The sequence below is a fragment of the Actinomadura spongiicola genome (assembly GCF_003432485.1).
In the GTDB taxonomy this organism is placed as follows: Bacteria; Actinomycetota; Actinomycetes; order Streptosporangiales; family Streptosporangiaceae; genus Spirillospora; species Spirillospora spongiicola.
This window is the reverse complement of the sequence record NZ_QVNQ01000005.1, coordinates 139632-159503: the sequence shown is the minus strand read 5'-3', so window position 1 is coordinate 159503 and position 19872 is coordinate 139632. Positions and strand designations below refer to the sequence as shown.

Sequence of the window (19872 nt, the reverse complement as noted above, 5' to 3'; positions counted from 1 at the left end):
GGCCCCCGGCCGGGCGTTCCGGTGTTTCCCCATCCGGCCCCCGCACCGAAAAACGTTGCACTGAGCAACGATCCCGACTACTGCTTAGAGGTGCTCAGACGCTTGACCGACACGGGGGTGCGATGGTGGACGACGAGGCTCCGACACGGACACGGCTGCTGCGGGCGGCCGTCGAGGTCATGGCCGAAAGCGGCTGGTCCGCGGTGACGTCACGGCTCGTGGCGGAACGGGCACGGGCCAACAACGCGCTCGTGCACTACCACTTCGGCACGATCGACGGGCTGCGCAGGGCCGCGGTCATGCACGCGGTGGAGAAGGAACTGGAAGGCCCGGTCGGGGCCGTGCTGCGCGCCGAGGACGCCCTGGACGGCGTCCAGACCGCCATCCGCCGCCTCGCCGAACGCGGCTCCGGAACCCCCGGGCAGCGGGTGCTGGCGGAGGCGCTGATGCACGGCCTGCGCGACGCCGAACTGCACGAGGAGGGCATCCGGCAGATCCGGACGTTCCGCGACGCGCTGACGAGCCGGCTCACCGAGAACCAGGCCGCCGGGCGGCTGCGCGCCGACGCCGACCCCGCCGCCCTCGCCGTGGTGATCGGCGCGCTGCTCAACGGCCTGCTCCTGCACATCCTCATGGACCCCGGCATCGACGCCGTCCGCTCGACCGCCGGGCTGATCGCCCTGCTGCGCCCCGTCGACCCCCCGGACTGGTGAGCGCGTGCGGGACCCGGGGGCCATGGCGCCCCCGGGGCGGGGCGTTGTAGAAAGTCGGCATGAGCGAGCAGGGCGCCCCCACAGGCGACGAGCGTCGCGACGAACACCGCGCCTCACGCGGGGACGAGCACACCGACGAACGCGCCGCCGAGCACACGGACGAACACGCCGACGAGCCCGCCGACGAGCCCGCCGAGGAGGACGGTGTCGACGAGGTCACCTCGGCGGTGCTGACCGCGTCGCGGCTGCTGGTCGCGATCTCCGTGCGGTCCCTGGCCGCCGTGGAGGACGCCGTCACGCTCCCGCAGTTCCGGCTGCTCGTCGTGCTGTCCTCGCGGGGGCCGCTGAAACTCGTCACGCTCGCCGGGGCACTCGGCGTCAACCCGTCCACCGCCATGCGGATGGTGGACCGGCTCACCGCCGCCGGGCTCGTGGACCGGCAGGCCAGCCCCGACAGCGGCCGCGAGATCCGCATCCAGCTCACCGCGGCCGGCAGCGCCATCGTCGACGACGTCACCGCCCGCCGCCGCGCGGACATCGCCACGATCGTCGCCCGGATGCCGGCCCCCCGCCGCCACGACCTCGTCGCCGCGCTGCGCGCCTTCACCGACGCGGGCGGCGAACCCCCCGTCACCACCGCCGTCCCCCTCGGCTGGACCTGAGGACCGTTCCCCGGACCGCCGCAATCACTCTCGGCGCGGTGAACCTCGCCGCCCGGAGGGACGTACTGCCCGGCGACGCCCACCCACCCGGAAGGACGGCGGCGGATGCGAACACCCGGGCCCCACGCCGCCGCGGCGTGCATGCTGACCACCGCGCTGGCCACCGCGCTGCTGCTCGGCGGCTGCGCCCCCATGGCCCGCCAGTCCGGCGACGGCGGAGCGCAGCCCTCACGGATCGCGGCCGAGAACGCCCGCCAGGCCACCGTTTCCACCCGGTGGGGGCCGCTCGGCCCCGCCGACCGGGCCCTGCTCGTCCAGGTCCGCCAGGCCGCGCTGTGGGAGATCCCCGTCGGGCGGGAGGCCGCCCGCCGCGCCTCCCGGCCCGCCACGCGCCGCGACCTCGCCGAGATCGCCCGCCGGCACGAACGGCTCGACGAACTGGACCGCGGCGTCGCCGCGCAACTGGACGTCCCACTGCCCGACCGGCCGACGGCCGAACAGCTGAGCTGGATGTCGGAGATCGGCGGCAAGTCCGGCACCGACTACGACAAGACCGCCGTGGCACGGCTCCGCATGGCGCAGGGCCTGCTCTACCAGCGGATCGCCGCCGTCCGCGCCAGCACCCGCAACACCCTCGTCCGCCGGTTCGCCAAGCAGTGCGAGACGTTCGTCCACACCCACATGACGCTGCTGGAGGGAACCGGTTTCGTCACCGGCGACACGCTGCCCGACCCGCCCGCCGTCACCGAGGCGCCCGAGCCGGGCGGCGCCAACCAGCCGCGGCCGCCCGCACCCGCCGCCACCTCCGTCATCGGCGGGTAGCCGTCACCCGCGACGGGCGCGGTCACGACGTTTCGCGGCGGGCGGTCACGGGTCCACCGCGACGGACGGCACGGCGTGGTCGGCATCCGCAGCGGCGGCGGTCTCGGCTCGCGTGGTCGCGAGCAGGTCGTCGAGCAGCGACCGCGTGTGGACGAGCCGGTCGATGTCGGCGGTGATCCTGCGGCGCTCCCCCTCGAGCCGTCCGCGGCAGTCGTCCAGGAGCAGGGAATCGCCGGACAGGCAGGACAGGATCTTCCGGATGAGTTCCATGCGGAGGCCGGCCGCGAGGAGGGTCCGGACGTGCGCGACCCTGTGGACGTCGGAGTCGGCGAAGACGCGGTACCCGCCGGGGGTCCGGTCCGGCCACAGGAGACCCTTCTCCTCGTAGTAGCGCAACGCTCGCACGCTGACACCGGTGCGCTTCGCCAGCTCTCCGATCCTCACCGGGAATCCCTCGCCCCTCGACTTGACTCTCACGTCAACGTGAGACTTTAGCGTGCGGGACATGTCTCGCCTCGTCATCCTCATGTTCTGCGTCTTCAGCATCACCACCGGTGAGTTCGTCGTCGCCGGGATCCTGCCCGAGGTCGCCTCCGACCTCGACGTCACCGTCGGTACCGCGGGGCTGCTCGTCACCGCCTACGCCGCCGGGATGATCATCGGTGGTCCGCTCCTGACCGCGGCGACCGCCGGAGCCGACCGGAAACGGCTGCTGTCGGCGCTGCTGGCCGTCGCGGTGGTGGGGAACGCGGCCTCCGCCCTGGCTCCCGAGTTCTCTCTCCTGCTGGCCGCTCGGGTGGTCACGGCGCTGGTGACCTCGACCTTCTTCGCCCAGGCGGTCGTGATCGCGGTGCGGTCCGCGCCCCCCGAGCGGGCCGGGGCCATGGTCGCCCGGCTGGCGTTCGGGATGAACCTGGCCATGATCCTCGGGGCGCCGATCGGGACCCAGCTCGGCGGCCAGTGGGGATGGCGCACGACGTTCGCCGCCATCGCCGTGGCCTGCCTGCTGGGGCTCGGCCTGACGCGCCGGTGGCTCACCCCGCCGGCCGAGGAGAACCGGACCTCGGCGATCTCCGAACTGCGCGTGCTCCGCCGCGCCCCGGTCCTGGTGGCGCTGGCCACCACCGCGGTCGGCAACGCCGGGGTGCTCATGGTGTTCAGCTACCTCGCCCCGCTGCTCACGGACCTGGCCGGGCATCCCGCCGGCCGGCTGCCGCTCCTGCTGCTCACCTACGGCGCCGGTGCGACGATCGGCAACGTCGTCGGCGGCGCGCTCTACGACCGCGACCCCCGGCTGTTCCAGCCCGCCCTGCTCGGCCTGCTGGCCGTGATCCTGGTGGGCGGCTGGTTCGTCGCGACGTCCACGTCCCTCACCGTGGTGGCGGTCGGGGCCATCGGCCTCTTCGGCTTCGCGATCATCCCCGGTATGCAGGCACGCGTGATGACGACCGCCGCCCAGGCGCCCACGCTGGCCATGGCCGTCAACGCCTCCGGATACCAGGTCGCCGCCGCCTGCGCCGGCGTGTTCGGCGGCCTGGTCGCCGACTCGGCCGCCGGTCCCCGGCCCATCTACCTGCTGGCCGCGGGCCTGACGGCGTGCGGTCTGCTCATGACGGTCATGGCCGCCCGCGCCCCACGCGGCGCCCGGCACGAAGAGGCGACGGCGCCGCTACGACCGTGAGCATCACCGGCGAGAACGCCACGTCCGCCGGCACATCGGACGGGAGGCCGGTCTCCGGGCTTCGCGGAGACGCCACCGGCGCCCGGTCCGGGGCGGTCAGCGGTCCAGTTCGGCGAGCAGGGCCTGGAGCGTCGCGCCGAGCGGGGCGTCCAACGTGACCATGGCGTGCCCGTCGCCGCGCGTCGCGCCCCGGTTGACGATCCCCACCGGGACGCCGTGCTCGGCGGCGTGCCGGACGAACCGGTACCCCGACAGCACCGTCAACGAGGACCCGAGCACCAGCAACGCGCCCGCGCCCTCGGTGAGCGCGTAGCACTCCCGGACCCGGGCCGGCGGCACGTTCTCCCCGAAGAAGATCACGTCGGGTTTCAGGGTGCCGCCGCAACGCTCGCAGTCCACCACCCGGAACGCCGCCGTCTCCGCGTCGCCGAGGACGACGTCACCGTCCGGATTGACCTCCCCGGTCGCGGCGACGCGCTCCTCCCAGCCCGGGTTCGCGGCCCGCAGCCGCTCGTCCAGCCGCGCCCGCGGCGTCCGGTCACCGCACGCCAGGCACACGACCCGCGCCAACGCGCCGTGCAACTCGATCACCCCGTCCCCGCCGGCGGCCTGGTGCAGCCCGTCGACGTTCTGGGTGATGATCCCCGAGAGCAGCCCGCGGCGCCCCAGCTCCGCGACCGCGCGGTGCCCCGCGTTCGGCCGGGCCGCGGTGATGTGCCGCCACCCCAGATGGCTGCGCGCCCAGTACCGGCGGCGCGCCTCCACGGACCCCGTGAACGTCTGGTACGTCATCGGCTCGGCCCGCCGTCGACGCCCCGTCTCCCCGCGATAGTCCGGAATCCCCGACTCGGTCGACAGGCCCGCGCCGCTCAGCACCACCACGTCGCCGTCGGCGACCAGGTCGGCCAGCAGCCGAAGCCGCGCGCCCGCCCCCGTCCCGCCGTCGGCGAAAAGCTCCTCAACCACCCGCGTCACCCTTCCATGGTGCACGACCGGCCGGGTGAACGTTCCCCCTGACGGAGGGTCACCGTTCGCCGGACGAGAACAGCCGCCCCCGGCGGCGTCGACCGCCGCCGCCGCGACGCGGCCCTCAAGCACGCAGGTGGGGGAGGGGCCGAATGGCGGAGTTCGAGCGTGAAGGCCGGATGATGACGGAAGTCGACCAACGGTGTTACGTTGCCGTGCGTGACCTCACGCTCGCCGGCTCGTGCGCCGAGACCGCGTCGCGGCAGGTCCACGCCGACCTCGTGTCCCTCAGCCGCGCCGGGGCCCGCCCGGACGGCCACGCCGTCGACGACAGGGAGTGCGCGTGCTCCCGCGCCCGGATCGACGCTCGTCACCACCGCCGGCGCCGATCCCCGGACTCTCGAGCTCAGCCGCCAGGCGGACGGGAAGGTGTACATCGCATGAAGCTGGCCATTCTCGGCGGCGGCGGGTTCCGGGTGCCCCACGTGTACGAGGCGCTGCTGCGCGACCGGGGCGCCCCGCGCGTCGACGAGGTCTGGCTGCACGACACCGACGCCGGACGGCTCAGGGTCATGGCGGCGATCCTCGCGGCGATCGCGGAGGGGACCACGAACGACACCGGCGCCGCCGGCGCCGCCCCGCCGAAGGTGTTCACCGCGACGCTCCTGGACCGCGCGCTGGAGGGCGCCGACTTCGTCTTCTGCGCGATCCGCGTCGGCGGCGCCGCGGGCCGGGTCCGCGACGAGCGGGTGGCGCTCGACCTGGGCGTCCTCGGGCAGGAGACCACCGGCCCCGGCGGCATCGCCTTCGGCCTGCGGACCATCCCGGTGATGACGCGCATCGCCCACCGGATCAGGGCCGTCGCCCCGGACGCCCATGTCATCAACTTCACCAACCCCGCCGGGATGATCACCGAGGCGATGCAGGCGGTCCTCGGCGACCGGGTCCTCGGCGTGTGCGACACCCCGTCCGGGCTCGGCGCCCGCGTCGCCGCCGCGCTCGGCCTCGACGCCGCCCGGCTCCGACTGGACTACGTCGGCCTGAACCACCTCGGCTGGACGCGCCGCGTCCTGCACGACGGCACGGACGTGCTGCCCGCCGTCCTCGCCGACGACGGCCTGCTCGGCGCGTTGGAGGAGGGCGTGGTGTTCGGCCGCGACTGGCTCCGCGACCTCGGCGTCATCCCCAACGAATACCTGTACTACTACTACTTCAACCGGGAGGCGGTGCGGGCCACCCGGGACGCGCCGCGGACCCGCGGCGAGTTCCTCGCCGCCCGGCAGGCCGCGTTCTACGAACGAATCGCCGCCGCGCCCGGCGGCGCGGCGCTGCGGGCGTGGCGCGAGGCCGTCGCGTCCCGCAGCGCCAGCTACATGGCCGAGATGAAGGGCGCCGCGACCGGCACCGAACTCGCGGACCACGGCGCCGTCGACCCGGTCGACGAGGGCTACGCCGGAGTCGCGGTGAAAGTCATGGCCGCGATCGGCCGCGACGAGCCCGCCACCATGATCCTCAACGTTCGGAACGGTCCAACCGTGGCGGAACTGCCGCCCGACGCCGTCGTCGAGGTGCCGACCCTCGTCGACGCCCGCGGCGTCCACCCCCTCCCGCCCACCCCGCCCGACCTGCACCAGACGGGACTGATGCAGCAGGTCAAGGCCGTCGAACGCCTGACGATCGGCGCCGCGCTGACCGGGTCCCGCGCCGCCGCCGCGCAGGCGTTCGCGCTGCACCCCCTCGTCGACTCCGTCTCGGTCGGACGCCGGCTCCTGGACGGCTACATCGACCGCATCCCCGAGGTCGCCGCCGTGTTCGAGGAGACGCGATGACGTTCGAGGAGACGCGATGACGTTCGAGGAGCCGCGATGACGACCGTGCGCGACACGGCACCGGGCCGTCCGCCCGAGCCCGACCTGTCGGACCCGTGCGCCGAACGCGGCGTCGTCGCCGAACGGCTCCGCCGCGCCCGCGACACCGGGCCCGGACCGACACCCGACCTGGACGTCTTCCTGTCCGGCCAGGTCTTCATGGACATGATCTTCACCGGGCTGCCGGGGCTGCCGCCGCCCGGCACCGAACTGTTCACCGAGGGGCTCGGCTCCGCGCCCGGCGGCATCGCCAACATCGCCGTCGCGATGAGCAGGCTCGGCCTGCGCGTCGGGCTCGCCGCCGCGTTCGGCGACGACCTCTTCGGCGCCTACCTCTGGCGCACCCTCGCCGAGCAGGAGGGCGTCGACCTCGCCCGGTCCCGCCGCGTGCCGTCCTGGCCGACGCCGGTGACGGTGTCGCTGGCCTACGACTCCGACCGCAGCATGGTCACCTACGCCAAGCCCGTCCCCGACATCGGCACCGGCACCGGCACCGGCGAAGGCTACGAGGAGGCGCTCGGCAGCGCGCCGCCGACCGCGCGGGCCTGCTTCGTCGACATCGAACGTCCCGTCCCCGGCTGGGCGCGGGACATGCGCGCCGCGGGCACCACCGTGTTCGCCGACCTCGGCTGGGACGCCACCGAGACGTGGTCCAGCGAGGTCCTCGACCGGCTCCGGGACGTCGACGTGTTCCTGCCGAACGCCGTCGAGGCGATGGCCTACACCCGCACCGCCACGCCCGAGGACGCCGCCCGCGCCCTGTCCGCGCGGGTGCCGGTCGTCGTCGTCAAACGCGGCGGCGCGGGCGCCATCGCCATCGACGCCCGCACCGGCGAGGTCGCCGAGACCGGCGCGCTGCCCGTCGAGGCGCTCGACGCGACCGGCGCCGGAGACGTGTTCGGCGCCGGGTTCCTGTTCGGCACGCTCGCCGGCATGCCGCTCGCGGAACGGCTCAGGTTCGCCAACCTGTGCGCGGGCCTGTCGGTGCGGCACCGCAGCGGCTCCCTCGGCGCCCCCTGCTGGGGCGAGATCGCCGCGTTCGGCGAGTCCGGCGAGGTGCCCGAGGACGAACTGAAGGAGTACGCGTTCGTCGTCGACCACATCCCCGACTCGGCGCCCGACGACGCCGTCCGCGCCGAACCCACCCTCCGCGACGCCCCGCGGCACTCGCCCTGACGGGCCACCGCAGGGCCCCGGAGTCGGGCCGCTCCTCCAGGCGGCCTACCGGTCGCCGCGTCCCGGGTTCTCCAGCTGGAAGAAGTTGCTCTGCGACCCGTCCTTCCTGTGCTCCTGGTACAGGAAGTTGAGTTCACGGTCGTCGAACGTGCGGAACCAGTCGTCCCAGGAGATGTGCTCCAGGTTCTCGCCGCCGTAGCCGGGGAAGTCGAACAGCAGCCTGCCGGGCCTGCCCTCGTACTCGCTGCCGGGCACGGTCGACGGCTCGGCGCCGCGATCCTCGGCCCAGCGGCGGATGACCTCGTGGTCGGTGGTGACCATGCTGCGGCCCGGCCGCTCCTCGTGCTCCTCGGTCGAGGACACCTCCTGCTGGTACCGGTGCTCGCCCCGGATCGGGTGATGTGAGTCGCCCATCGTTTCCCCCCTGTTTCAGGCGTTTCAGATATCTCGTCCCCATACCCGCCGATCCGGTGGCTAACGAGCCCGCGGCCTCGGCCGGCCCGCCGCGGGTAGGCTCCGCCGCAGACCCGAGGAGAGGACGGAAATGGCCGACGAGGGACCCTTCGGCGACGACGTCGTGCGGCAGATCATGCGGCACATGAACGACGACCACGCCGCCGACTGCCTGACGATCTGCCGGGCGCTCGCCGACCGGCCCGGCGCCACCGCAGCCCGGATGACCGGCATGGACGCCGACGGCATCGAGTTCGCCGTCATGGACGGCGGCGTGGAGCACCCCGTACGGATCCCTTTCAGTGAGCGGCTCACCGAACGCCCGCAGGTCCGTCGCGAGGTCGTCCGGATGACCGAGGAGGCCCGCGCCGCGCTCGGCGGCTGACCCTGGCCTTCCCGACACCCTGTCGGTAAAGTAGCCGACGTCACGTCGGAAACTTCACCGCCGCACCTTCCCAACCAATTTAGGTAAGGCTAGCCTAAATTCAAGGGACGAAGGAGGCCGGGATGACCAGCACGGACGAGTCGTTCTCCGCGCGGCTGCGCGCCGCCACCTGGGGCGACCACGGAGACACCGGCGGCTCCGCCTACATGAGCGCGCTCGTCGAGGGCCGCCTCGCCCGCGACGAGTACGCGCTGTTCGTGGCGCAGCTGCACCCCGTGTACGAGCTGCTGGAGGAGGCCGCCGACCGGATGGCGTCCGACCCGGTCGCCGGTCCGTTCGACCTTCCCGGCCTGCGCCGCCGCGACGCGCTGGAGGCCGACCTGGTCTACTTCTACGGCCCCCGCTGGCGCGCCCGAATCGAGCCCGGCGAGGCCACGGAACGGTACCGCGACCGGCTCCGCGACGTGTGCTTCGACTGGCCCGCCGGTTTCGTCGCCCACCACTACACCCGCTACCTGGGCGACCTGTCCGGCGGGCAGTACATCGGCCTCCAGGTCCGCAAGACCCTCGACCTGGAACCCGGCGCGGACGGCGTGCGTTTCTACCGGTTCCCCGGCAAGCCCAAGGCGTACAAGGACCGCTACCGCGCCCTCCTGGACGCCGCGCCGTGGGACGACGACGAGCGCGAACGCGTCATCGACGAGGTCAGGGCCGCCTACCGTCTCAACGCCGCCGTCACCGCGGACCTCGACCGCGGCCTGCGCTCCAGCGCCGCCTGACCGCGGTGCCGCCTGACCGCGGACCTCGACCCGGGTTACGAATCTACAATGTAAAGGAGTCGGCCGGGGAACGTTCCGGCGCGCGGGCGAACGCCCGCAGCCCCTCCGGATCCACCACCGTGATCTTCCGGCGGCCGGTGCGGACGAGCCCCTCGGCCCGCAGCGTGCCGAGCGCGCGGGCGACGGTCTCCCGCGAGGCGTCCATCCAGCTGCCGAGTTCCTCCTGCGACAGCGGCGGGCCGATCTCGACACCGCCGTCGGCGTCCGGCGGGACGTGCCGGGCCGACAGGTCCGCGAGCCGCGTCAGCAGGATCGCCAGCCGCCGCGCCCCGTGCGCGGACACGTGCGCCTGCAGCCTGCGGTCGGCGTCGTCGAGCCGCCGCACGAACGTCCCGCTGACCAGGCGCCACATCCCGGGATGGGCGTCCAGGAAGCCGGTGAAACGGGACGCGGGCACCACCAGCGCGCGCAGCGGGGTGAGCGCCACCACGGTCGCCGACCGCTCCCGGCGCCCCAGCACCGCGCTCTCGCACACCAGGTCGCCGGGCCCGCGCACCGCGAGGACCACGTCCCGGCCGTCCTCGCTGGTGGACGTCACCTTCGTCCACCCCGACTCGATGACGACGATGTGCTCGGAGTCGTCACCCTGGTAGCACAGCGGCGTCCGCGGGGCGTACCGCTTCGGCCGCGCCACCGCCCGCAACGCGGCGCGTTCCGCCGCGCCCAGCGCGTCCCAGAAGCCGGGGGGCTCCGGTGTCGTCGGTCGGTCGGTCGGCGGGGGCTGCGTCACGGCTGCGGATCTCCGGTTCTCGGGGTCGGGTGAACCGGTACCCACGGCAGATGGGGGGAGTGGGGCGATGAGGCCCAGCGCCGCGGGTACCGGTCGCTCTCGTGGCCGCCGCGGCGACGGGCGTCATGGTCCGTTCCCGCGGCGGCGCACTGCCTTCAACCCAATGAGAACCCCTCACTGAGCAGGATGCTGCACGCGGAAGAACCCCCTGTCTGCGTCATCTGACACTCTCACCGAAAATTGCATGGAAACGGTCAGCGGGCCAGCGCGTTCAGCAGCCGGTTGACGGGGCTCGACAGGTTCCACCGGTCCGCGAGCGCGACGAGCGCCTCCGGGTCGCGCGCCCCCTGCGGGAGCCGGTCGTCGAGCGCCGCCAACTCCGGCGCGTCGATGTCGGTGACGACCCGCACCACCGTCTCGGCCGCCGCCAGGTACTCGCGGGCGCTCTCCATCCGGCGCCGCGCGCCCGCCGGGAAACCCTCGTCGGTCCCGGCGTCGAGGGCCGCGAGGATCCCCTCGACCGACCCGAACCGGGTGACGAGCGCGGCGGCGGTCTTGTCGCCGACGCCGGGGACGCCCGGCAGGCCGTCGCTGGGGTCGCCGCGCAGCGTGGCGTAGTCGCCGTAGCCGCGACCGGGGATGCCGTACTTGGCCGCGACCTCCTTCTCACCCATCACCTGCAGGTTCCTGATGCCCCGCGCCGTGTACAGGACGCTGACCGGGCCGCGGTCGTCGACCAGCTGGAACAGGTCGCGGTCGCCGGTGACGATGTCGACGGCGCCGTCCGCCGCGCCCCGCGTCGCCAGCGTGCCGATGACGTCGTCGGCCTCGTACCCGGGGACGCCCGCCCGCGCCAGCCCGAACGCGTCCAGCACCGCGTCGATGATCGGGAGCTGCGTCTCCAGCGCGTCGGGGGTCTGGTCGCCGCCGTCGTCGGCGACCCGGTGCGCCTTGTAGGACGGCAGCGCCGCCACCCGGAACGCGGGCCGCCAGTCGGCGTCCATGCAGCACACCAGCCGGTCGGGACGGCGGTCCTGGACCAGCCGCGCGATCATGTCGATGAGGCCGCGGACCGCGTTGACCGGCGTCCCGTCCGGCGCGGTCACCGACTCGGGCACCCCGAAGAAGGCGCGGAAGTACAACGACGGCGTGTCCAGCAGCATCAGCCCGCTCATGCGCCACATCGTGCCATGCGGGCCGGGGCGGCGCCGTGTGGACGCTCCTGCGATCCTGGTACCGCAGACACGACCGGAGAATGGAGACGGGTGTGACAACGGAGTTGTATCCGCGGGAGCGTCTCGGGCAGGTGCGGGACGCGGCGGCGAAGGCGGGCCTCGACGCGGTACTGCTGACACCCGGCCCGGACCTGCGGTACGTCACCGGGTACGACGCCAAGCAGTTGGAGCGGCTCACCTGCCTGGTGGTGCCGACCGGCGGCGAGGCGTTCCTGGTCGTCCCGCGGCTGGAGGTCCCCGCGGCGCAGGCGTCCCCGGCGGGCGCGCTCGGCGTGGAGCTGGTGCCGTGGGACGAGACCGACGACCCGTACGCGCTGGTCGCGGCCCGGCTGCCGAGGGGCCTGGCGACGGTGGGCGTGGCCGACCGGATGTGGGCGGTGATGGCGCTGCGGTTCCGCGCGGCGCTCCCGGACACCGAACAGGTCGCGGCCGGGTCGGTGCTCCGCGAACTGCGCATGCGCAAGAGCCCGGCGGAGGTCGCGGCGCTGCGGGAGGCGGGCGAGGCGATCGACCGGGTGCACCGCCGCGTGCCGGACATCCTCAAGGCCGGCCGGACCGAACGGGAGGTGGGCCGCGACATCGCCGACGCGATCACCGCCGAGGGGCACGCGCAGGTCGACTTCGTCATCGTCGGGTCCGGCCCGAACGGCGCGAACCCGCACGCCGAGCTCTCCGACCGCGTCATCCGCCCCGGCGAGCCCGTCGTGGTCGACATCGGCGGGACGATGCCGAGCGGCTACTGCTCGGACTCCACCCGCAATTACTGCGTCGGTGAACCGCCCGCGGACTACCGGGCGTACTACGAGGTGCTGGTGGTGGCGCAGCGGGCGTCGCGCGAGGCCGTCCGGCCCGGCGCGACGCCCGAGGCGGTGGACGCGGCCGCCCGCGACGTCATCGCCGCCGCCGGGTACGGCGAGCACTTCTTCCACCGCACCGGCCACGGCATCGGCCTGGAGTCGCACGAGGACCCCTACATCGTCGCGGGCAACCTCGAACCCCTCGAACCGGGCATGGCCTTCTCGATCGAGCCGGGCATCTACCCCGGCCCGCACGGCGCCCGCATCGAGGACATCGTCGTCTGCACCGAAGACGGCCACACCCCCATGAACCTCACCGACCACACCCTCAAAATCATCGACTGAGACCGAGCACAACCCGGTTCCTGGACGAGTCACAACTCCGGTCCCTGGACCGAACCCCAGCCCGGGTCACGGTGCGCGCGGCCTCCGGCGCCCCAGCGCCGGAGGCCGCGCGAACCGTCGAGCAGGTCGACCGCAGCGCCACGACGCGACCCGCACGGTCCCAGCGAACCCGCGCCGTGGCGTGAGGATCGACCTGCTCGCAACGGGGGGTTCCAGGGGGGCGTCCCCCTGGGCTACAGCGCCAGCCCGCTGGTCGGGTCGAAGAAGTGGAGGCGGCGGGTGTCGACGGCGAGGTCGACCTGCTGGCCGGGGCGGACGTGTGAGCGGGAGTTGACGCGGGCGGTGCACAGCGCCTTGTCGCCGGTGAGCGGGACGGCCATGTCGCCTTCGCCGTCGTCGACGTCTTCGGCGAGGGCGACGGTGTCCTTGTGCTCGACGGGTGGGGCGTCGATGGTGAACAGGACGTTGATCTCGCTGCCGAGTTCTTCGGTGACGGTGCTGTGGACGGTCATCGGCGCCCATTCGGGTGCGGCGAAGTGGGCTTCCTCGAAGTCGGACGGGCGGATGCCGAGGATGACCTTGCGGCCGAGGTAGTTCTGCAGGCCCGGCTTGCCGTCCAGGACCGACGCCGGGACCGGCAGCGTGTATCCGGCGAAGGAGACCTTGGCGCCGCCGTCGCCGGTGGTGAGGTCGGCGGTGACGAAGTTCATCGCGGGGGAGCCGATGAAGCCCGCGACGAACAGGTTGACGGGGTTGTCGAACAGGCGCTGGGGCGTGTCGACCTGCTGGAGTTTCCCGTCGCGCAGGACGCAGACCCGCGATCCGAGCGTCATCGCCTCGACCTGGTCGTGGGTGACGTAGACGGTGGTGACGCCGAGCCGTTCGTGCAGTTGGCTGAGGGAGGCGCGCATGGACACGCGGAGTTTGGCGTCGAGGTTGGACAGCGGCTCGTCCATGAGGAACGCCTGCGGCTGGCGGACGATCGCACGGCCCATGGCGACGCGCTGCCGCTGGCCGCCGGAGAGCGCGGCGGGCTTGCGGCTCAGGAACTGTTCGAGGCCGAGCATCTTGGCGGCCTCGTGGACCTTCTGCTTGATCTCGGCCTTGGGGGTGCCGCGGAGTTTCAGGCCGAACGCGAGGTTCTGTTCGACGGTCATGTGGGGGTAGAGGGCGTAGTTCTGGAAGACCATCGCGATGTCGCGGTCCTTGGGGGCGAGGTCGTTGACGACCTGGTCGCCGATGGAGATCTTCCCGCCGGTGATCTCCTCCAGCCCGGCGATCATCCGCAGCGCGGTGGACTTGCCGCAGCCGGACGGGCCGACGAGGACCATGAACTCGCCGTCGCGGATCTCCAGGTCGAGCCCGTCCACGGCCTTGACGCCGCCGGAGTACACCTTGTCGACCCGGTCCAATACGATCTTCGCCATCCGAACCCCTTATGGAAACGTTTCCAACACCCCCTGGCGAGCAGGGGTTTCACTCGATATCTGGAGTAAACATCATGGAAACGTTTCCACGGGAGTCAAGATCATGAGAAGCTCATCAAGACGTGCGAAGGGGGCGGTCCGGACATGACGGACAGAAGGCCCGCGACGATCAAGGACGTGGCGGCGTCGGCCGGCGTCGGCATCGCCACGGTGTCCCGGGTGTTCTCCGGAACGGGTTCGGTCAGCGCCGCCACCCGCGACCGGGTACTGGCCGCCGCCCGAGCGCTGGACTACCGTCCGAGCGCCCTCGGCCGCGGTCTCAAGACGCGCGGCGGCGGCGGCATCGGCGTGATCGTCCCCGACGTCACCGACCCGTTCTGCGGTGAGCTGGTCGCCGGCGTGCTGGCCTGCGCCCGCACCCTCGGCGAGCACGTCATCGTGGACGCGGCGGGCGGCGACCCGGCACGCGAGGCGCAGATCGTCGAGCGGCTCGCCGGGCAGCGGGTCGCCGGGATCATCGCGATGCCCGCCGGGGACGAGGCCGACTGGCGCGGCGCCGCCCGGGTGTGCTCCAGCGTCGTGTTCGCGGGCCGTGTCCTGCCGGAGGTGCCGGGCGTCCCGTCCGTCCTCGCCGACGACGCCGGCGGCGTCCGGTCCCTGACCGAGTACCTCACCGGGCTCGGGCACCGCCGCATCGGGTTCCTCGGCGCCGCGCCCGGCAGCCCGTCGCGGGTGCGCGAGCGCGCGTTCCGCGACACCCTCGCCGAACTCGGCGTGCCCGTGGAGGAGGACCTGGTCGTCGCCGCCCGCCCCGGCCGCGACGCCGCCTACGCCGCCGCGGCGGGGCTGTTGCAGCGCCGCGCCGACGTCACCGCCGTCCTGGCCGCCGGGCACCTGCTCGGCGAGGCCGCCGTGCTCGTCGCCCGGGGCCTGGACCTGCGGGTGCCCGCCGACGTGTCGATCGCGATGGTCGACGACGTGGCGTGGGCGGAGCTGTGCGACCCGCCGCTGACCGCGATCGCCCGCCCCGGCCACGACGTCGGCTACCGCGCCTGCGAGCTGGTGCTGCGGGAACCGGCGCGGCGGGGGAGGGGAGGGCCGGTGCTGCTGCCGACCGAGCTGGTCGTGCGCGGCAGCTGCGGGCCGCCCCGCGCCCAGCGCCGCTGAGCCGCGGCCGGACAGAGCCGATCCGTGATCGTAGACGGGCCCGGGCACCGGCCGGGGCGCGCTAGATTTCGGGCGTGGAGGAGATCGATCGTCAGATCATGGCGCTGCTGGCCGACGACGGGCGGATGAGCTTCACCGACCTCGCCAAGGAGACGGGCCTGTCGGTGTCGGCCGTGCACCAGCGTGTGCGCCGGTTGCAGAAACGCGGCGTGATCACCGGGTTCGCCGCCAAGCTCGACAGCACCCGGATCGGGCTGCCGCTGACCGCGTTCATCTCGATCAAGCCGATCGATCCGGCCGCGCCGGACGACGCGCCCGACCGGCTGGCCCATCTCCAGGCGATCGAGGCGTGCCACTCGGTGGCGGGAGACGAGAGCTACATCCTCAAGGTGCGCGTCGCGTCCCCCAACGAGCTGGAGGAACTGCTGCAGCAGATCCGCGCCGCCGCGAACGTCGCGACGCGCACGACGGTCGTCCTCAGCACCCCCTGGGAGTCGCGCCGCCCGCCACTGTGAACCGCGCTCCCGCCGGCCGGTCACCGGCACGGTCACCGGCTCCGGCGGAACGCGGCGCGGAGGGTGTCGTACGCGGCGGGCACGGCGCCGGTGTGGTCGAGGGCGAGCAGCGCGGCGCCGAGAAGCGGGGGATCCTCCGGGACGACGAGCCGGGCGCGCGGGGCGAGTTCGGCGTAGCGGGCGGTGACGCCGTCCATCAGCAGGGGACGCCGGGCCGCGAGGACCCCGCCGCCGAGGACGACGTCGGCGGCCCCGTCCAGCAGCCCGAGGCGGCGCAGCGCCACCGACCCGAGCACCGCGACCTCGTCGGCGAGCCGCGCCACCACCTCCCGCGCCACCGTGTCCCCGGCCTCGGCGACGTCGAACAGCACGGGCGCGAGGCCGGTGAGGCGGCCCTCGTCGACCTCGCCGAGATGGATGCCGAGCCCGACGTCGACGGCGCGGTCGACCCCGAAGTGGGCGGCGACGGCGCCGGTCAGCGCCGTGCGGGGGCCACGGCCGTCCTCGCCGCGGATGCCGTGCCACAGCGCCTCCCGGCCGAGCGAGGACCCGCCGCCCCAGTCGCCGGTGTGGGGCCCGAGGGACGGGAACCGGGCCGTGCGCCCGTCGGGGGCGACGCCCGCGCAGTTGATGCCCGCGCCGCACACGACGGCGACGCCCCAGCCCGCGGTCACCGCGCTGCGCAGCAGCGCGAACGTGTCGTTGCCGACGGTGACGCTCGCCGCGGCGCCCCGGCCGAGCAGCAGCTTCTCCAGGCGTTCCTCCTCGCCGGGCAGGTCCACGTTGGCGGTGTAGGCGGCCAGGTGCGCGACCTCGCCGGGCGGCGCGCCCGCGCGGCGCAGCGCCGCGTCGATGACCGACGACAGCGCGTCGAGAGCGGCGTCGAGGCCGCCGGTCTGCGGGCGGAACCCGTCGCCGCGGGCGGTGGCGAGCAACTCGCCGCCGCGCCCGATCACGGCCGCGTCGGTCTTGCTGTTGCCGCCGTCGACGGCGACCAGGACGCGTCCCGGCGCGCTCACGGGAACGGCCATCACGCCGCCCACGGCAGGTGGGCGCGGTTGGCGGCCACCAGGTCGCGGGCCAGCCGGTCGGCGACGTCGGTCTGCCCGACCAGCGGGTGCGCCAGCAGCGCCGCGGCGACGCGGTCGACACCGCCGCGCAGCGCCGCGTCCAGCGCCAGCTCCTCGTAGGCGGACACGTGCGCGATCAGCCCGGCGAACAGGGGCTCGACCGGCGGGACGGGCACCGGCACCGGCCCCGAGGAGGAGATCCGCGCCGGGACCTCGATGACCGCGCGGTCGTCCAGGAACGGCAGCGTGCCGTGGTTGCGGACGTTCACGACCTGCGTGTCGCCGCGTCCGGTCAGCAGCGACGCCGCGAGCTGCACGGCGGCCTCGGAGTAGAACGCGCCGCCGCGCTCCTCCAGCCGGGCGGGCTTGGTGTCCAGGGTCGGGTCGGCGTACAGGTCGAGCAGGTCCCGTTCGAGCGCCGCGACCTGTTCGGCCCGGGACGGCGCGCCGCGCTGCTCCTCGACCACGCGGTCGTGTTCGTAGAAGTACCGCAGGTAGTACGACGGGACGGCGCCGAGCGTCCGCAGGAACGGGACGGGCAGCCCGGAGATCTTCGCCAGGTCGTCCGGATGGTCGGCCAGGAGCCGCGGCAGGACCTCCCTGCCGTCCAGCAGCACCGACCGCACCCAGGTCAGGTGGTTGAGCCCGGCGTGGCCGAGGCTCACCAGGTCGGGCGGGACGTCCAGCAGCGCGGCCACGCGGCGCTGGAACCCGATCGCGACGTTGCACAGCCCGACGGCGCGGTGGCCCGCGTCGAGCAGGGCGCGGGTGACGATGCCGACCGGGTTGGTGAAGTCCACGATCCACGCGCCGGGGGCGAGGGCGGCGACGCGGGCGGCGACGTCCAGCACGACCGGGACGGTCCGCAGCGCCTTGGCGAGCCCGCCCGCGCCGGTCGTCTCCTGGCCGACGCAGCCGCACTCCAGGGGAAGCGTCTCGTCCACGTGCCGGGCGGCCTGCCCGCCGACGCGCAGCTGCAATAGCACGATCGTCGCGTCCGCGACGGCCGCGTCGAGGTCGCCGGTCGTGGTCACCTTGCCCGGATGCCCGGCGCGTGCCAGCATCCGCGCGGCGACGCCGCCGACGAGGTCGAGGCGCCCGGCGTCCGGGTCGTGCAGCACCAGCTCCGACACCGGCAGCGCGGTGTGCGACCGCGCGAGCCCGTCGACCAGTTCCGGGGTGTAGGTGGACCCACCCCCGATGACAGCCAGTTTCAACCCTTCACTCCCGTCAACGTCACACCCTGGATGAACACCCGTTGGGCGAGGAAGAACACGATCAGGACCGGCAGGATCGTCAGCAGCGTCGCCGCCATGGTCAGGTTCCACTCGACCTCGTGCGCGGCGCGGAACGTCGCGACGCCGATCGCGAGGGTCCAGTGGTCGGGGTCGGCGTAGACGAGCGGCCGGAAGTAGTCGTTCCAGCAGTAGAAGAACTGGAACAGCGCGACGGCGGCCAGCGCGGGCTTGGCCATCGGCAGGATGACGCGCAGCATCGTGCGGAACTCCCCGCAGCCGTCCACCCGGGCCGCGTCGGCGTACTCGCGGGGGATCGTCACCAGGAACTGGCGGAGCAGGAAGATGGAGAACGCGTCCCCGAACAACTGCGGGATGATCAGCGGCCACAGCGTGCCGGTCAGGTCGAGCCTGGCCCACACGATGTACAGCGGCACCATCGTGACCTGCGGCGGCAGCATCATCGCCGAGATCACCACGACGAGCGCGGTGTTGCGGCCGCGGAAGCGGAACCGCGCCAGGGCGTAGGCGACCGGCACGCTGGACACCAGCATGAACACCGTGGACAGGGCCGCGTACATCGTGCTGTTGATCGTCCAGCGGACCATGTCGCCGCTGAACACCTCGACGAAGTTCTCGAAGTGCCAGCCGTCCGGCCACAGGTCGTCGCTGAGCGCCTGCCGGTCGCTCATCAGAGCGGTCAGCGTGATGAACAGCAGCGGCGCGAGGAACATCAGCGCGACCGCGACGGCGGTGGCGTGCACGGCGACCCACAGCAGCGCCCGCCGCGTCCGGGTTCCGGGGCTCATGCGGCCTCCTCACCGGCGAAGGCCTTGAACTGGCGGAGCAGGAAGAGGGTGAACACCATCGCCGTGCCGAACATCAGCAGCGCCAGGACGCACGCGTAACCCATGTTGAACTGCCGGAACCCCTGGTCGTAGAGCCATTGCGGGAACGTGAGCGTGGAGTCGCCGGGATAGCCGGGCGTGTACTGGGTGCCCGGCAGGTCGGCGCGTCCGGAGGCGACCTTCCCCGCCACCATCGCCTGCGTGAAGTACTGCAACGTCTCGATGACGCCGGTGACCGCGCAGAACGCCAGGACGGGCGAGACGGTCGGCAGCGTGATGTGCCGGAACCGGGACCAGGCGCCCGCCCCGTCGATGGCCGCGGCCTCGTACAGCGACCGCGGCACGTTCAGCAGCGCCGCCAACATGATGATCATGACGTCGCCGACGGCCCAGAGACCGAGGAGGGTGAGGCCGGGCTTGGCCCAGGCGGCCTCGTTGAAGAAGTCGGGCAGCGTGACGCCGAGGCGGTCGGTGAGGGTCTGGAACGGGCCGGTGCCCGGGTTCATCAGGAACACGAACGCGACCGTGGCCGACACCGGCGGGATCAGGTACGGCAGGTAGAAGATCGAGCGGAGCACGCCCCCACCCGTCTTGATCTTGGTGAGGAGCTGCGCGACGCCGAGGCCGAACAGCACCCGCAGCGGGACCAGGACGGCCACCAGCCACAGCGTGTTCCTCATCGCCGTCCACGCCTGGCCGTCGTTCAGCAGGTAGGTGTAGTTGTCCCACCCGACGTACTCCAGGGTGAACAGGTTGTAGCGGGTGAAGGAGAAGTAGACGGTGGCGGCCAGCGGGTAGGCGAAGAAGATCGCGAACCCGACCAGCCACGGGGACAGGAACACCAGGACGCGGAGCCGCCGGCGGCGGCGCGCCCGCGCCGCCGCCGTGCCGGTCCGCGTCCCGCCGGTGAAGGGCAGGCGCAGGGAGCCGAATGCCAC

General features: G+C 73.4%; 21 protein-coding genes. 11 read left to right on the top strand and 10 right to left on the bottom strand.

Annotated elements, in window-relative coordinates:
- Positions 1 to 122: 122 nt before the first annotated feature.
- From D0T12_RS17225 to D0T12_RS17215, 3 genes are all read left to right on the top strand, one after another.
- Positions 123 to 713 (top strand): TetR/AcrR family transcriptional regulator, encoded by a 591-nt coding sequence (locus D0T12_RS17225; protein WP_117400626.1) that lies wholly within the window; start codon positions 123 to 125, stop codon positions 711 to 713.
- A gap of 59 nt (positions 714 to 772) precedes the next feature.
- Positions 773 to 1375 (top strand): MarR family winged helix-turn-helix transcriptional regulator, encoded by a 603-nt coding sequence (locus D0T12_RS17220; RefSeq protein ID WP_117400625.1) that lies wholly within the window; start codon positions 773 to 775, stop codon positions 1373 to 1375.
- 105 nt (positions 1376 to 1480) lie between these two features.
- Positions 1481 to 2197 carry a DUF4142 domain-containing protein gene (locus D0T12_RS17215; RefSeq protein ID WP_117400624.1) on the top strand — a complete coding sequence of 239 codons (717 nt, stop codon included), beginning with the start codon at positions 1481 to 1483 and terminating at the stop codon, positions 2195 to 2197.
- A 45-nt stretch (positions 2198 to 2242) separates the two neighbouring features.
- Here D0T12_RS17215 and D0T12_RS17210 read toward each other — a convergent pair whose 3' ends face one another.
- Positions 2243 to 2641 (bottom strand): MerR family transcriptional regulator, encoded by a 399-nt coding sequence (locus D0T12_RS17210; protein WP_117400623.1) that lies wholly within the window; start codon positions 2639 to 2641, stop codon positions 2243 to 2245.
- Positions 2642 to 2702: 61 nt separating this feature from the next.
- Between D0T12_RS17210 and D0T12_RS17205 the strand changes: the two genes are divergently transcribed.
- Positions 2703 to 3878, top strand: a complete 1176-nt coding sequence (locus D0T12_RS17205) for an MFS transporter (protein WP_117401067.1) — start codon at positions 2703 to 2705, stop codon at positions 3876 to 3878.
- A 96-nt stretch (positions 3879 to 3974) separates the two neighbouring features.
- Here D0T12_RS17205 and D0T12_RS17200 read toward each other — a convergent pair whose 3' ends face one another.
- On the bottom strand, positions 3975 to 4844 hold the full coding sequence (locus D0T12_RS17200; protein ID WP_233526172.1) for an NAD-dependent protein deacetylase: 870 nt from the start codon (positions 4842 to 4844) through the stop codon (positions 3975 to 3977).
- Between the two features lie 440 nt (positions 4845 to 5284).
- Here D0T12_RS17200 and D0T12_RS17195 point away from each other — a divergent pair, with 440 nt between their 5' ends.
- A complete protein-coding gene (locus D0T12_RS17195) occupies positions 5285 to 6673 on the top strand; it encodes a 6-phospho-beta-glucosidase (RefSeq protein ID WP_117401066.1) in 1389 nt (462 codons plus the stop codon).
- Positions 6674 to 6709: 36 nt separating this feature from the next.
- A complete protein-coding gene (locus D0T12_RS17190; protein WP_117400621.1) occupies positions 6710 to 7888 on the top strand; it encodes a carbohydrate kinase family protein in 1179 nt (392 codons plus the stop codon).
- Positions 7889 to 7933: 45 nt separating this feature from the next.
- On the opposite strand, the gene D0T12_RS17185 is transcribed toward D0T12_RS17190, so the two are convergent.
- Positions 7934 to 8302, bottom strand: a complete 369-nt coding sequence (locus tag D0T12_RS17185) for a hypothetical protein (RefSeq protein ID WP_117400620.1) — start codon at positions 8300 to 8302, stop codon at positions 7934 to 7936.
- A 130-nt stretch (positions 8303 to 8432) separates the two neighbouring features.
- Between D0T12_RS17185 and D0T12_RS17180 the strand changes: the two genes are divergently transcribed.
- Both D0T12_RS17180 and D0T12_RS17175 read left to right on the top strand, forming a co-directional pair.
- Entirely contained in the window at positions 8433 to 8726 is a 294-nt protein-coding gene (locus D0T12_RS17180) for a DUF2470 domain-containing protein (protein WP_117400619.1), read from the top strand.
- Between the two features lie 122 nt (positions 8727 to 8848).
- Positions 8849 to 9505 carry a biliverdin-producing heme oxygenase gene (locus D0T12_RS17175; protein ID WP_117400618.1) on the top strand — a complete coding sequence of 219 codons (657 nt, stop codon included), beginning with the start codon at positions 8849 to 8851 and terminating at the stop codon, positions 9503 to 9505.
- 43 nt (positions 9506 to 9548) lie between these two features.
- Here the strand turns inward: D0T12_RS17175 and D0T12_RS17170 are convergent, their stop codons facing one another.
- Positions 9549 to 10295, bottom strand: coding sequence for a Crp/Fnr family transcriptional regulator (locus D0T12_RS17170; RefSeq protein WP_117400617.1), 747 nt, complete (start codon positions 10293 to 10295; stop codon positions 9549 to 9551).
- Between the two features lie 254 nt (positions 10296 to 10549).
- Positions 10550 to 11470 carry a 5'-3' exonuclease gene (locus D0T12_RS17165; protein WP_117400616.1) on the bottom strand — a complete coding sequence of 307 codons (921 nt, stop codon included), beginning with the start codon at positions 11468 to 11470 and terminating at the stop codon, positions 10550 to 10552.
- A 92-nt stretch (positions 11471 to 11562) separates the two neighbouring features.
- On the opposite strand from D0T12_RS17165, the gene D0T12_RS17160 reads away from it, so the two are divergent.
- A complete protein-coding gene (locus D0T12_RS17160) occupies positions 11563 to 12672 on the top strand; it encodes a M24 family metallopeptidase (protein ID WP_233526126.1) in 1110 nt (369 codons plus the stop codon).
- Between the two features lie 233 nt (positions 12673 to 12905).
- On the opposite strand, the gene D0T12_RS17155 is transcribed toward D0T12_RS17160, so the two are convergent.
- Positions 12906 to 14099, bottom strand: coding sequence for an ABC transporter ATP-binding protein (locus D0T12_RS17155; protein WP_117400614.1), 1194 nt, complete (start codon positions 14097 to 14099; stop codon positions 12906 to 12908).
- A gap of 144 nt (positions 14100 to 14243) precedes the next feature.
- On the opposite strand from D0T12_RS17155, the gene D0T12_RS17150 reads away from it, so the two are divergent.
- On the top strand, positions 14244 to 15266 hold the full coding sequence (locus D0T12_RS17150; protein WP_117400613.1) for a LacI family DNA-binding transcriptional regulator: 1023 nt from the start codon (positions 14244 to 14246) through the stop codon (positions 15264 to 15266).
- A 74-nt stretch (positions 15267 to 15340) separates the two neighbouring features.
- The gene (locus D0T12_RS17145) at positions 15341 to 15781 is read left to right on the top strand and encodes an Lrp/AsnC family transcriptional regulator (RefSeq protein WP_117400612.1); all 441 of its coding nucleotides are present in this window, start codon (positions 15341 to 15343) and stop codon (positions 15779 to 15781) included.
- 32 nt (positions 15782 to 15813) lie between these two features.
- Here D0T12_RS17145 and D0T12_RS17140 read toward each other — a convergent pair whose 3' ends face one another.
- Genes D0T12_RS17140 through D0T12_RS17125 form a run of 4 tightly spaced genes read right to left on the bottom strand, consistent with a single transcriptional unit; the run spans position 15814 to position 19872 of the window.
- A complete protein-coding gene (locus tag D0T12_RS17140) occupies positions 15814 to 16812 on the bottom strand; it encodes an N-acetylglucosamine kinase (RefSeq protein ID WP_199487557.1) in 999 nt (332 codons plus the stop codon).
- On the bottom strand, positions 16812 to 18068 hold the full coding sequence (locus tag D0T12_RS17135; protein ID WP_117400611.1) for a 6-phospho-beta-glucosidase: 1257 nt from the start codon (positions 18066 to 18068) through the stop codon (positions 16812 to 16814). The genes D0T12_RS17140 and D0T12_RS17135 overlap by 1 nt, the downstream gene beginning before the upstream one ends.
- Positions 18065 to 18895, bottom strand: a complete 831-nt coding sequence (locus D0T12_RS17130; RefSeq protein WP_117400610.1) for a carbohydrate ABC transporter permease — start codon at positions 18893 to 18895, stop codon at positions 18065 to 18067. Before D0T12_RS17130 ends, D0T12_RS17135 begins: the two co-directional genes overlap by 4 nt.
- Entirely contained in the window at positions 18892 to 19872 is a 981-nt protein-coding gene (locus D0T12_RS17125; protein WP_233526125.1) for a carbohydrate ABC transporter permease, read from the bottom strand. The genes D0T12_RS17130 and D0T12_RS17125 overlap by 4 nt, the downstream gene beginning before the upstream one ends.